Annotated in this window: 10 protein-coding genes; all 10 read right to left on the reverse strand. The window is 66.6% G+C overall.

The genetic code is table 11. The annotated features are described in order from the left end of the window. Window position 1: 1 nt before the first annotated feature. A complete protein-coding gene (locus tag QX135_RS22690; RefSeq protein ID WP_316178639.1) occupies window positions 2–1,873 on the reverse strand; it encodes a bifunctional sugar phosphate isomerase/epimerase/4-hydroxyphenylpyruvate dioxygenase family protein in 1,872 nt (623 codons plus the stop codon). Beyond that, window positions 1,870–2,607 (reverse strand): ABC transporter ATP-binding protein, encoded by a 738-nt coding sequence (locus tag QX135_RS22695; protein ID WP_315778722.1) that lies wholly within the window; start codon window positions 2,605–2,607, stop codon window positions 1,870–1,872. The genes QX135_RS22690 and QX135_RS22695 overlap by 4 nt, the downstream gene beginning before the upstream one ends. Before the next feature lie 11 nt (window positions 2,608–2,618). Beyond that, window positions 2,619–3,362: an ABC transporter ATP-binding protein gene (locus QX135_RS22700; RefSeq protein WP_316178636.1), complete on the reverse strand. Its 744-nt coding sequence runs from the start codon at window positions 3,360–3,362 to the stop codon at window positions 2,619–2,621. Beyond that, window positions 3,359–4,357 carry a branched-chain amino acid ABC transporter permease gene (locus tag QX135_RS22705; RefSeq protein ID WP_316178634.1) on the reverse strand — a complete coding sequence of 333 codons (999 nt, stop codon included), beginning with the start codon at window positions 4,355–4,357 and terminating at the stop codon, window positions 3,359–3,361. The genes QX135_RS22700 and QX135_RS22705 overlap by 4 nt, the downstream gene beginning before the upstream one ends. Continuing rightward, entirely contained in the window at window positions 4,354–5,229 is an 876-nt protein-coding gene (locus tag QX135_RS22710) for a branched-chain amino acid ABC transporter permease (RefSeq protein WP_315755128.1), read from the reverse strand. Before QX135_RS22710 ends, QX135_RS22705 begins: the two co-directional genes overlap by 4 nt. Window positions 5,230–5,300: 71 nt before the next feature. Further along, window positions 5,301–6,440 carry an ABC transporter substrate-binding protein gene (locus tag QX135_RS22715; protein ID WP_316178632.1) on the reverse strand — a complete coding sequence of 380 codons (1,140 nt, stop codon included), beginning with the start codon at window positions 6,438–6,440 and terminating at the stop codon, window positions 5,301–5,303. Window positions 6,441–6,519: 79 nt separating this feature from the next. Beyond that, the gene (locus QX135_RS22720) at window positions 6,520–7,401 is read right to left on the reverse strand and encodes a shikimate dehydrogenase (protein ID WP_316178630.1); all 882 of its coding nucleotides are present in this window, start codon (window positions 7,399–7,401) and stop codon (window positions 6,520–6,522) included. Between the two features lie 121 nt (window positions 7,402–7,522). After that, on the reverse strand, window positions 7,523–8,464 hold the full coding sequence (locus tag QX135_RS22725; protein ID WP_316178629.1) for a LysR family transcriptional regulator: 942 nt from the start codon (window positions 8,462–8,464) through the stop codon (window positions 7,523–7,525). A gap of 31 nt (window positions 8,465–8,495) precedes the next feature. After that, on the reverse strand, window positions 8,496–12,263 hold the full coding sequence (locus QX135_RS22730) for an AsmA-like C-terminal region-containing protein (protein ID WP_315736849.1): 3,768 nt from the start codon (window positions 12,261–12,263) through the stop codon (window positions 8,496–8,498). A gap of 169 nt (window positions 12,264–12,432) precedes the next feature. Further along, the gene (locus tag QX135_RS22735) at window positions 12,433–13,665 is read right to left on the reverse strand and encodes a cytochrome P450 (protein ID WP_315755124.1); all 1,233 of its coding nucleotides are present in this window, start codon (window positions 13,663–13,665) and stop codon (window positions 12,433–12,435) included. Window positions 13,666–13,694: the final 29 nt, after the last annotated feature.

Genomic DNA, 13,694 nt, shown 5'->3' on the forward strand with positions numbered 1-13,694 from the left:
GCTACAGCCGCGGCATCGCGTCCGGCCGCACCTCGCGGGCCTGCGCGGCCAGCCGGATCGCGGCATTGGCCGCACCGAAGCCCTGATAGTTGCGCCGCTGCACGATCTCGAAGAAGAAGCGCTCCTCGAAGATATGGGTGTAGACCTGGAAGAACTCGGCGTCGCCGTCGCGGTCGTACAGGATCTCGTTGGCACGGAGCGCTGCGATCGTCTCGGACGCAAGATCATACTTGGCTTCGAGATCGTCGTAGTAGTTATCGGGAATGTCGAGGAAGCCGGCGCCGCGGGCGCGCATCTCGGCCACGGCTGCAAAAATGTCGTCGCAGGAGAACGCGATGTGCTGGACGCCGGAACCGAAGAACTCGGAGATGAAACGCGAGGACAAGGTGCGCGTCGCCGAGGAGCCGTTGAGGATGAAGCGCAGGCTGCGATCGCCGTTGACGATCGCCTGGCTCTGCACGAGGCCTCGGGGGTCGGCGATCTCCATCTGCGGCAGCCGCGAGAAGTCGATGATCCCGGCATAGAACAGCAGCCAGGACAGCATCTCTTCATACGGCATCGACTGGGCGATGTGATCGACTGCGGCGAGACGGTCGGTGCTCTTGTCGCTGGCGACAGCTTCGAAATCGACGTCCCAGTGCCGCCCGTGCGTATCCAGGAAGTACAACAGGCTGCCGCCGACGCCGTGGATCGCCGGAATTTCCAGTTCCCCTGGCCCGACCGGCTGCGTGAAGGTGCGCGTCTTCAAGGACTGCGCCCGCGCCATGGCACGAGCGGCGCTGTCGACGTCCAGCGCCAACGCGCAGACGCCTGCCCCATGCGTGACGTAATGCGAATGCGCAAAGCTGGCCGGCTCGCAGTTGATCACCAGCTCGATTGCGCCCTGGGACCAGCGCTGCACCGCCTTGCTGCGATGACGCCCCGTCTTGCGGAAGCCAAGCTGCCCGAACAGTTTCGCCAGAGACTCCGCTTTGTCCTCGCTGACCGCGAATTCCACGAAGCCGATGCCGTGGCTCTTGACCCGAGGCTCGAAGCGCGGCTCCGGCTGGGCGGGCATCTTCCCGGCGAGATCATCCTGCAACAGCAGCAGCGAGCGCATGCCGTCGAGCGCAGTGCGCGGCGCCGAGCCGGCGCGGAACTGATCGTTGAAGATCTCCAGCGACAGCGGCCCCGTATAGCCGGTCGCGGCCACCGCCTCCATGAACGCCCCGACCGGCAGATCGCCTTGCCCGGGAAAGCTGCGGAAATGCCGGCTCCAGGACAGCACATCCAGTTCGAGCTTCGGCGCATCGGCGAGTTGCACCAGGAAGATCTTGTCGGCGGGAATGGAGCGAATCGCGTTGGTCGGCAGCGCCGGTGCGAGCGCATGGAAACTGTCGAGGATGACGCCGATGGCTTTGTGATCGGCGCGGCGCACGATCTCCCAGGCATCGCGATAGTCATGCACGTGACGGCCCCAGGCCAGCGCCTCGTAGCCGACGCGCAGACCCCGCTTCGCGGCGCGCTCGCCGAGCTCGTGGAAATCGGCGGCGGCGCGGTCGATGCCGCCGAGCGAGGCCGGCGACACGCTGCTGCAGATCAGCAGCAGATCCGTGCCCAGCTCCTGCATCAGGTCGAACTTGCGCTCGGCGCGGATGAAGTTGCGCGCGCGCTGCGGCTCCGGCATGCCCTCGAAATCGCGGAACGGCTGATAGGCGCAGATCGCAAGTCCGAGGTCGCGGCACATCTGCCCGATCTCGCGCGGCCGCATCCCGAACGCGACCAGATCGTTCTCGAAGATCTCGACCGTATCGAAGCCGGCGGCAGCGATCGCCTTGAGCTTCCCGTCGAGCGCGCCAGAGATGGAGACCGTTGCGATCGAGCGCTGGTTCATGCCGCCGTCTCCTCCATCGCGCCGCCCAGGAACAGTTGGCCGATGCGCGGATCGGCCAGCACGCGATCGGCCTTGTCGATGATGCGGGTACGGCCGAGCTCGAGCACGATGCCGTAGTCGGAGATCTCCAGCGCCGAGCGCGCATTCTGCTCGATCAGGAGCACCGAGACGCCGCGGTCGCGCAATTGTTTCAGCATGTCGAAGGTCTGCTGCACCATCAAGGGCGACAGGCCAATCGAGGGCTCGTCGATCAGCACCAGCTGCGGCTCGAGAAGCAGCCCGCGCGCGATCTCGAGCTGCTTCTGCTCGCCGCCCGACAGGGTCGAGGCCTGACGATCCGCCTTCTTGCGCAGCACCGGAAAGACGTCGAGCGCCGCCTCGACGCGGGCGGTCAGATCGAGATCGCGCGAAGCAGCGACGCCGCCAAGCTCGATGTTGTGACGCACCGACAGCTCACCGAAGATGTTGCGGCCCTGCGGGATGTAGCAGATGCCGGCGCCGAGCAGCGCGCGCTGGCTCAAGCCGGTGACGTCGCGGCCCTTGAAGACCACCTTGCCTTCGCGCAGCTTGAGCAGGCCGAAGATCGCCTTGAACACGGTCGACTTGCCGGCGCCGTTCGGACCGATGACGGTGGTGATCGAGCCCGCCGGCACCGAGAAGGTCGTGCCGTTGAGGATCGTCATCTTGCCGTAGCCGCCGACGAGGTTCTGGACATCGAGAATGGGATCGCTCATCGCCGGCTCCCTCAGTGTCCGAGATAGGCTTCGATCACGGCCGGGTTGGCCCTGATCTCGTCGGGTTTGCCGATCGCAAGCACCTTGCCTTCCGCCATCACCATCACGCGCGAGCACAGCGACATCACAAACTCCATGTTGTGCTCGATCACGACGAAGGTGGCGCGGCGCTCGCGATTGATCGCGATCAGCCGCTCCTTGAGGTCGCCCAGCATGGTCGGGTTGACGCCGCCTGCAGGCTCGTCGAGCAGCACCAGCCGCGGGCCGCCCATGAACGCCATGGCCGCATCGAGCAGCTTCTGCTGGCCATAGGACAAGCCACCGGCCGGCTCGTTGGCGAGGTGCTCCAGCTTGAAGAAGCCGATCATCTGATCGGCGGTCGTGGTCAGGCCGGCATCCGACGGACCGAACAGGCGCGACAGCATGCTGCCGCGATGCTCCTGTCCCGCAAGGATCAGATTGTCGCGCACCGACAGTTTCGGGAACACCTGCAGCAACTGAAACGTGCGGCTGACGCCGAGCCGGTTCAGCTCCGCCGGACGCTGTCCAGTGACGAGCTTGCCGTCGACCCTGACCTCGCCCGCGCTCGGCACCAGCTGGCCGAGAATGCAATTGAACAGGGTCGACTTGCCGCAACCATTGGGGCCGATGAGACCGAGGATCTCGCCCTCGTGCACGTCGAAGCTGACGCCATCGACTGCGGTGATGCCGCCGAAGCTCTTCTTGACGTCGCGTACGTCGAGGACTGCGGTCATCGCACTGCCTCCAGCTTGGATTGGGCCGCGGCCCGCAGCGCGGAGGCAGCCTGGGTTCGCCGTGAGCTGAGATAGCGATCGATAATGCCGAGGATGCCGGTGGGCGAGTAGATCAGCAGCAGGATGACCGCCACGGCATAGAGCATCAAATAGTAGCCCTCGGCGAAGCGCAGCCACTCCGGCAGCAGCACCGCGATCATGGCACCCAGGAACGGCCCGAGCATGAAGCCCGAGCCGCCGACGATCACCATCATCAGGAGGTCGAGCGAAAGCTGCAGGTTGAACGGCACCGGGTCGACATATTGCGTCAGCGGCGCATAGAGCACGCCGGCAATGCCGCCGAGCACCGAGCCGATCGCGAACGCCATCAGCGTGTAGCGTCGGGTGTCGATGCCGAGCGATTGCGCCCGGATCGGATTTTCGCGCAGCGCCATGAAGGCGCGGCCCCAGGGCGAGCGGATCAGCCACCACATCGCGAGCGTCACGAGGCCGAGGGAGCCGAGACAGAGATAGTAGAACGGCAGCGGCTTGCGGGTCGGGTAGCCGAAGATCTCGGGGCGCGGAATGTTGCTGATTCCGTAGATCCCGTTGGTGAGCCAGCTCTCGTTACGGAACACGAGGAACGCCAGCGTCGAAAACGCGAGCGTGACGAAGGCGAGGTAGTGATGCTGCACGCGCAGCGCCGGATAGCCGAGGAGCCAACCGACGATGAAGCAGATCACGATGACGAGGCCGAGCGCGGCAATCAGCGGCCAGCCATGCGTGGTCAGGATCGCCGCCCCATAGGCGCCAATGCCGACGAAGGCGCCCTGCGCCAGCGACACCTGCCCGGCGTAGCCAAGCGTGAGGTTCAATCCCATCGCGGCGATGGTCATCACGGCCCACTGGCTCAGGATGTACAGGCCGTAGCGGTTGAAGTTCATCGGGACGATGATCAGGCCCGCGATGATGACGAGACCGAGCGCGACGAGAAGCAGTTTGCTGTGCTTGCTCATACCGTACGCTCCTCGGCGCGTCCGAGCAGGCCCTGCGGCCGGAACAGGATGACAAGGATCAGCAGCACCATCGGAACGGCGGCGCGATACTGAGTGGAGACGTAGGCGGCAGCGAGGTTGTCGACGACGCCGATCAGGAGACCGCCGGCAATGGCGCCGCGCACCTGGTTGAAGCCGCCAACGATCGCGGCGATGAACGCCGCCTGCCCGAGCACCTCACCGCTGGAAAACTTCGCGAGATAGATCGGCGTGATCAGCAGCGAGGCCAGCGCGACCAGCACGGCATTGATCAGGAAGGTCAGGAGGATCATACGCTCGACGGGCACGCCGATGATGCGCGCCACCGTGGGGTTCTGCGCGGCCGCCTGCATCTGATGGCCGAGCGAGGTGCGGTTCAACAGCGTGGTCAATCCGACGACCGCGAGGATCGCGACTGCGAGCACGCCGAGGCTCTGCAGCGAAATCGCCCGGCCCAGGACGGTGACGTCACCTACCGGCACGATCGAAGGGAAAGGCGATGCCTCGGCGCTGAAGAACTGCTTCACCGCCTCCTTGATCCCGACCGCCAGCGCCATGGTCGCGATCGCCAGCGGCAGCACGCCATGCCGCAGCATCGGATCGACCAGCAGCATCTTGAAGGCGAGACCGAGCAGCAGTGCCGACAACAGGATGCCGACGAGAACCGCGAGCCAGAACGGCGCGCCGAGATGCATCACCGCGAGCATCAGGAAGGCCGGTAGCATCACGAACTCGCCCTGGGCGAAGTTGATGGTCTGCGAGGTCTGCCACAGCAAGGTGAAGCCGACGGCAACGAGCGCGTAGATGGCGCCGGTGGCGAGACCCGCCACGATCAGGTCGAGCAGATTGGACATCGTTTCCCCCTAAGCCTTTGGGTGACGGCGGCACTGGCATCCCCTCCGGCGCCGCCGGTCGACCGTTGTCCTCAGTTGAGCTTCGGCAGCACCTGCTTCACGACCTGCTTGCCTTCGACCACCTCGACCAGGAAGCCCTGGCGATCGATGTCGCCGTTCTGGTCGAACGTGACATCCATCAGGATATTCGGCTCGGTCGAGGTCTTGATGGTCAGGCCGTGCAGCGTGTCGGCGAAGGCCTTGGAATCCACCTTGCCCATCTTCTCGGTCGTGGCCTTGACCATGTAGATCGCGAGATAGCCCTTGAGGCCGTTGTGATCCGGCACGTAGTTGTACTTCTTCACGAAGCGGTCGCGGAACGCCTTGATGGCCTCGATCGGTGCGTCGGTGGTGAGACCGACATGGCCGCGGGCGCCGTTGGCGGCATCGCCGGCGAGCTCGATCACCTTCTGGCCGACCAGCGTGGTCTCGCCGATCAGCGGCGCGGTCACGCCCTGGCGCTTGATCTCCTTGAGGATGCGCGCGCTCTCTTCCTCGTTGACATAGATGAAGACCGCATCCGGCGCCGCCGCCTTGATCTTGCTGACGTCGGCGGCGAAGTCGGCCTGGCCGGCTTCGGTCGAGAGGTCGGCCGCGACCTTGATGCCGAGACGGTTGAACTCCTTGGTGATGACGTCGCGACCGCCGCGGCCGAAATCATTGTTGACCCAGACCACCGCGACCGACTTCGCCTTCAGCTCATCGTTGATGTACTTCGCGACCTTCGGCATCGACGATTGCTGGCCGAACGAGGTGCGGAACAGGAACTTGTTGCCGGCCTGCGTGAGCTCGGCCGCTTCGCCGCCCATGATCTGGGTGATGCCGGCCTCGGCCGCGAGCGGCGCCGTCACCTTCACCGAGCCGGAATAGCCGGGCCCGAGCAGCACGTAGGGCTCGCCATCGAGCGCCTTCTGCACCTGCGCACGCGCAACGCCGGGGTTCGACTGCGAGTCGGCATGGCTGACCTCGATCTTGCGGCCGAGGATGCCGCCCTTGGCGTTAACCTCCTCGACGGCGAGGTCGATGCCGTTCTTCCAGTTGTTGCCGACGGTCGCGCCGCCGCCGGAGAGCTCGGCGACATCGGCGATCTTGATGGGGGCGCCGGACTGCGCGTAGGCGGCTCCGGACAGCAGCGCGGCCGAGCACAGGCCAGCCAGGATGATTGATCTCACGTTGTTTCCTCCTCTGCTTTAAACGCTTGTTTGCGTTTCTTGCTTGAACGACTAGTCCGGCGCGTATTGGCCGGTTTGCTCAGGCGGCGTCAACCGCCGGATATCTCTCCGCCATGTGGTTGTCGAACGCCGCCCCCATCGCCTCGGTCGACGGTGCGAGACCGGTGAACAGCTCGAACGCGTCGGCGGCCTGGTAGATCGCAAGCTCGCGGCCGAGCAGAACGCGCGCGCCCTTGGCCTTGGCGGCTTTCAGCAGCGGCGTCCACAGCGGCGAATAGACGGCATCGGCGACCCAGAGATCGGCACGCAGCAATTGATCTGGCACCGGCGTACCGCGGTTCGGCAGCATCCCGATCGGCGTGCCGTTGACGACGCCCGCTGCCCCCTGCAGCGCCGCTTCGACGCTGTCGACCACCGTATACGCTCTGCCCGCCGGCAACAGGCTCGCGAGCTTTTCGGCACGGGCGCGCTCGGTGTCGTAGATGCGAAGGCCTGCGACGCCGAGGTTCGCAAGTGCGAAGGCGATTGCCTTGCCCACCCCGCCGGCTCCGACCAGCGCCACCGCACCCTGGTTGGTCTGCGCCGCCAGCGGCGCCACCGCGCGCTCGAAGCCGGTGGTATCGGTATTGTGGCCGATCAGCTGGCCATCGCGCACGACGACGGTATTGACGGCGCCCATAGCCGCCGCCTTCGGCGCGAGTTCGTCGAGCAGCTCGACCACAGCTTCCTTGTAGGGATAGGTCACATTGACCCCGGCAAAGCCGAGCCGGCGCACGCCTTCAAGCAGCGTCGCCAGACCCGCGCGATCGGCACCGGCCACCTCGATCAGCTGGTAATGGCAGCGGACGCCGAGCGCCGCCGCCGCGTGCTCGTGCATCGCGGGAGAAGCCGAATGCGCGATCGGCGCACCGATCAAGCCGGTCAGGAATTTGCGGGCTTTGAGCGCGGAAAGATCGGGCACGTTCGCTTTTGTCTCTTGCTGCTGTGACGTGCGAGCGTCGCACGCGCGGATTCCGATGCAGACGATAGCGCGTTCGCTCGCTAACACAATTACTCAAATATCGGCTGAACCTAACATTATGTTATTTTTTGCCGCCGCCGGATTTCGCCGGTTTGGCCGCCTGACGCCGGCCGGGCTCCAGCGCGCGCATCTCCGCGCGCAGGCAGTCGATGAAGTGTTCGGCGTAGAGCGACAGCGGCGTGCCGCGCTTGACGGCGATGTAGGTGTCGAACCGCGTGGGCTCGGCAATCTTGATCAACTCGATGCCGGGATAGCCGCCATGCGCGACCGTAAACTGGTCGATCACCGCGATGCCGAGCCCGGCCTTCACCAGCGCGCAGACCGTGGTGCCGAAGCGCGCCTTGATCGAGATGTTGTAGCTGAGTTTGTTGCGCGCGAAGATCTCCGCCATGATCCGGCCGTAGGGGTCGTTGGGATCGATGCCGATCAGCGGATAGCGCGTCATCTCGGCAGCCGAGACCTGCTTGCGGCCGGCGAGCTCGTGTCCCGGCGGCACGATGCAGAACAATTCGCCCGAGGCCAGCGGCAGGAATTCGAGCCCGGAATGATCGAGTCGGTAGCTCATCGCCACGCACTCGCCCTTGCCCAGCATCAGATAGTCGATCGCTTCCTCGATCTTGAGAATGTTGATGTCGATGCCGAGATCGGGATAGCGGCGGCGGACACGCTCGATCGCGCGCGGCACCATCACCTGGGAGATGCTGGGCACCGAGCCGACGCGCAGTTCCGACAGCGCGCCGCGGCCGATGTTGGAGATGATGTAGCTGAGATCGTCGACCTTCTCGTAGACGCTGTTGATCTGCTCGAAGATGTTCTGCGCCTCGGGGGTCGGGAAATAGCGGCCGTTCTGGCGCTGGAAGAAACGGATGCCGAGCGAACGCTCGGTGTATTTCACCAGACGGCTGACGCCCGGTGCCGACACCTTCAGCAGGCGCGCAGCGCCGTTGATGGTGCCCGTCACCATGACCGCGCGGATGACCTCGACCTGTCGCAACGTCATCATCGGCGCGGTCCCCGCACGCCGTCAGCCGGCATCATGGGCTGCCCGGCGGCGTCAGCACGACCGGCGGACGCGGCACGGGCCTGGGGCGCGGCGGCAGCGCACCCGGCGCGGGCTTGATCTCGACCGGCGGCGGCAAGGGCGCGACCTGCGGCTGGCTCGATGCCACCGGTGCCGCCGGCTGAGGCGCGGGAGCGGAGAGCGGCTGGGTCAGCGGCGGCACGACGGCGCGGGGACCGCCGAGCTTGGCGCGCGGCTCACGCCGCGGATCACGCCCGGGCAGCGGCACGTCGGCCGCGCTCGGCGCGGCCGGGCCAGCCTCGGGTGCACCGGGCAGCGACGCGGTGGACGACGGATAGGCCGGCGGCACCTCGCCGCGCGCGATCGCATCCAGACGCCGCGTTTCGCGATCGATCGCACGCACCGCGAGCCACGACGACAGCGAGGTGACGTCGACCGCGCGCGTCAGCGCCTCGGACGTGCCGATCACGAACAGCTGGATCTCGGGACGGCTGTTGGCGTTGCCGACGGTGTTCGCGCTCAGGCTGGCGCGAATGTCGGCCTGGTCGGCAGGAATGTCGAAGCCACCGGACACGACGGCGCGGGCGCCCTGCGCTTCGAGCGTGGTGGCGCCGACACGCAGCCGGCCATCGCGGATGATGAAGGGGATCTGAGCAGACGCGACCGGCAACGTCCCCGATGTCAGCACCGGCTCGATCACCTGCCGCAACTTGCCGTCGTCGCTCACCTGGCCTGCGTCGGCCGCGCGCAACGCCGCATCGAACGCCCGCGGGTCGAGATTGGGGAGCGCCGCATTGTCGAGCGTCACCGTGCCATTGCCCGAGAGCGCGTTGACCAGTGCCTGCACGCTGCGCCCTTCGGCGGCGAGCGTCATCTGCGCCGAAACCTTGCCGGTCGGCATCTTCAGGCTGTGATAGCGCAGCGCGTTGCCGTCGATGCCGGCGAGCTCGACGCGGCCGTTCAGGACGAGACCATTCGCGTTGGAGCGCGCATCGACGGTCGCGGTGACGTCGCCGCCGCCGAGCTTGCCCTTGAGGTTCTCGATGCTCAGCGACTGACCGTCGCTCTTGATGGCGCCGCCCAGCGGACGCAGATCAGTGCCGTTCAGAATGGCGCCGCTGAGGGCCTGGAACGAGACCCGCCCGCGCCATCCCTTCAAGAGACCTGCGCCGAGAGGCTCGGCCTGCTCACGCCCGGCTGCGCCGACCAGCACCGAGAACACTTGCGGCACGTCGAGCGCGTCCAGCCCGAGCTCACCATCGATCTGCTTGTCCTCGTCGAGCACCAGGGCGAGCCGGCCGCGCAGCCGCGATCCACCGACCGTGCTGTCGATGTCGTCGAGCGTCACGCGATTGTTGGAAAGACCGAGACGGCCGAACAGGCGGATGTTCTGCGCCGCCGGATCCTGCGGCTTCAATCCGAACAACGGCGACAGATTGGCGCTGCGCAGGCGCAGATTGACGTTGGCCTTGGCGGTGTCCCCCCAGGGATCGACGGAGCCTTGCGCATCGCCATCGAGCCCGGCGCCGGACAGCTTCGCATTCACCCGTAGCGGCGTGCGCCAGCTGCCGGTCACGCTGGCGTCGAACTGGGCCGGACCGTTGCCGGCCGCCGCGACGCGATCGAGCCCGAGCAGCGCCAGCACGACATTGCCCTGCTCGGCCGCGACGCGGCTCTCGATCCCAAGCTCGGTTCGATCGATCGCGTCGACCTCGAAGCTGCGCAGCGCCGCCGCCGACGGTTTGGCCGTCAGCGTCGCCGAGCCCTTGAGTTGCGGCGCATCGAGATCAAGCACCGCCTTGGCCTGGCTGCGGTCGGCATTGGCAGGATCCTTGGCGAGATCGAGCGTGAGCTTCAACCGGGCAGCACCGGCAGGCGTGCCGAGTGCATCGAAGCGCGCGGCGATCTGCGGCGCGAACGGCTGCACCAGCGCCGTGATCTCCTTGAGCGAGCCGGCCATCGAGGTCACGACCAGCCGCCCGGTCGCGTCGGCGCGATCGAAACGGCCGGAGCCCTCGCTCGTCACGCCGCCGCTCTGGCCAAACTTGATCTGGTCGATGGCGATGGTCTTGGGATCGTAGGAAAAGCGCGCGGTGAGCGGACGCAGCTCCTGGCCGCTGAGCTTGGCGCGGCCGACGTCGAGCGCCACGGTGGCCTCGGCGGGCCACTCGCCGGTGACGCCGACCAGCGACCGGGTCACGGCCATCGCCGCGTCGAGGTCGAGCCGGTCGCCCTTCAGCACCGCTTCGAAACGCGAGCCCGGCCCGGCCGACCGGTTGACGAGAGCGACGCGTCCATCGACGGAGCCGCCGTCGATATCGGCCTTGAGGCTGTCGATCGCGATCCGCTCCGGCGCCACGTTGAGGTCGCCGCGCAGCCGCAGCGGACGCTGGGTGCGGTAGCTGCTGTCGCTGCGGCCCTGCAGCCAGGCCACCAGCGTATCGGGCTCCGACGATTCGAGATCGAGCGCGCCGGTGAAGCCCGATGTCACCGAGGTCGAGATGCCGATGGTCCGGAAGGTCAGCCGCGTCGAACCGGGCGCGCGCAGATCGACCTTCTCGAGGCTCCATGCCGACGGCTCATTGTGCAAGTCGGCGGTGAAGTTCTGCACCGGGCGGCCGGAGAGCATGATCTGCTCGGTCGCGAACTGCACGTTGGCCGGCATCGGCAAGGTCGGCAGTTGTGCAATCCAGTTGCGCAGCGCCGGCAGCACCAGCGCGGGCGCAATCGCCCGCCGGTCCTTGACGTCGTCACCGCCGGCCAGGAGCTTGTCGGCATCGAGCTGGCGTGCGGACAGTGAGGCTTTCAGCACGGGGGCGGCGCCGAAACGGACGTCGCCGCTGCCTGCGAATTTCAGCGAGCGATCCTCCTGGCCGAAGCTGACCTCGATCTGGTCGAGCTTGGCCGTCGCCTGGTCGCCGACGATCTTGGTGGCGATGCGCCAAGGCGTCGCGCCGGCCTGGTTCAGCGGACGTGTCTTGGCCTGTTGGGCCTGCTTTGCGGACGGCTCCTTCGCAGACTGGGCGGGCTTGTCGTTGTCGGCGCCCTGCTCTTTCGGGGGCGACGACAGCGTCAGCGCGCCCTCGAACTTCGGCGAGCGGTTGGGAAAGCTGATGAGGCCTTCGATGTCGGCCATCACGAGACGCTCGCCCGGGTCGATGTTGAGGTGGACGCGCAGGCCGTTGGAGTCCTTGTCCTGGCTCGACGACACCCGGAACGGGTAGCGGCCGCCGCGGATCGACACGGCGCCGTCGCCGCGCAGGGAGCCAGCCAGCGAACGCACGTCGCCGGAGAAGACGATGTCGGTCAGCTCCAGCGTCGAGCGGCTGGCTGCGTCGTGCAGGGCGACGCGGCCGGTGAGATTGAGCCGGTCGATCGCGAGCGCGGCCAGATTGAAGCGGCCGGAGGCAGCCGGCAGGTCGACCAGGCCCTTGGCATCGAGGCCGAGATCGGCGGCCATGCCGCCGATGGTGAGCTCGTTCGCCCGCCATTCCCCGCGCATCAGATCGCCGAGGCTGAACTCGACGTCGAGCTTGTCGGCGCGCAGCTTGCCGAGATGGTTGGCGCCGCCGAACGTGACCTGGCGCAGCCTTAAGGTCGGCGTCGGTAACAGCCGTGCATCCAGCGCACCGGCGACCCGCACGGGCACACCGATGACCTGGCTCGCCTCGGCCTCGAACTGCGGCCGGAACTGGTTCCAGTCGACGAAGTACGGGCCGATCAGCGCAGCAAGGAGCGCAAGGATGAAGGCAATCGCCAAGCCGAGCAGGGTCGTCTGCACGGGGTCTCCCTCAAAGGACAACGCTCCGGTGTCCCAACCTTAAAACCAATGCGGCCGCGGCCCACTGGCATCGATACCGGAGCGCTGCATCATATAGGATTAAGTATGGCGAAGTCACAGCGCTGTCGGTCTTTCCGGGGGCGTTGCACAACTCCGTTAACGAAGATGGTTACCAGTGGGCCGGCAGCCGCTTGAGGCCGCGCAGCACGAAGGTCGGCCGCCATTCCGGGTTGTCCGGATCGTCCAGCTTCAGCTCCGGCAGCCGCCGCAGCAGGGTTCCGATCGCGATCTCGGCCTCGATCCGGGCAAGCTGCGCGCCCAGGCAATGATGGATGCCGCCGCCGAACGACAGCGGCTTCACGTTTGGCCTGGTGATATCGAGCTGTTCCGGATTGTCCGGATACACGGCGGGATCGCGGTTGGCCGAGCCGAGCAGGCACAGCACGCTCTCGCCCGCAGGAATCCGCCGGCCGCCGAGATCCTCGATATCCTCGAGCGCGACCCGCCCGGTGAGCTGCACCGAGGAATCGTAGCGCAGGAACTCCTCGATCGCGTTGGTGATCAGCGCCGGCCGCGCCTTCAAGAGCGCCAACTGGTCCGGATTGCGGTGCAGCGCCAGCAGGCCGTTGCCGATCAGGTTGACCGTGGTCTCGTGCCCCGCGCCGAACAGCAGGATGATGTTGGCGGTGAGCTCCTCATGGCTGAGCTTGGCGCCATCCTCCTCGGCCTGCAGCAGCTGCGTCGTCAGATCGTCGCCGGGATGTTTCCGGCGCAACTCGAACAGGTGCTGGAAATACGCCTTGGACACGGCGTTGCCGGCATTGCCCTCGGCGATCTCGGCCTTCGACAGCGGCACCGGCTCGAGCAGTCGGCCGCCCTCGCGCGAGCTCTTGTAGAACGCCTCGCGATGCTCCTCGGGAATGCCGAGCATGTCGCAGATCACGGTGACGGGCAGCTTGAACGCGAAGTCCTCGATCAGGTCCATCCGGCCCTGCGGGATCACCTGATCGAGCGTGCGGTCGACGATCTCCTGGATGCGCGGCCGCATGTCCTCGACGCGCCGCGCGGTGAACGCCTTCACGACCAGGCCGCGCAACCGGGTGTGGTCCGGCGGGTCCTGCTGCAGCATCCAATGCCGCATGCTCTGGAACACCGGCTCCTGCATGATGTCGGGACCGTAGCGCCGGATCGAACGCGCGACGAAGTCCTTGCCGAAGCGCTTGTCGCGCAGCACCAGGCTCGATTCCGCGTGCCGGCTGGCGAGGAACGCGCCGAACGGCGTCACATGCATCGGATCGTTGTCGCGCAGTTGCGCATAGAAGGGATAGGGGTCGCGGATGAACTCCGGCGACAGCGGATTGAACAGCGGCGCAGCCTTGGCGGCCTGGACATGCTCGTTCATGTGGTCCCTCCCTTGGATTGGCCGATTAG

Source organism: Bradyrhizobium sp. SZCCHNR1098, from assembly GCF_032489375.1.
Lineage (GTDB): Bacteria > Pseudomonadota > Alphaproteobacteria > Rhizobiales > Xanthobacteraceae > Bradyrhizobium.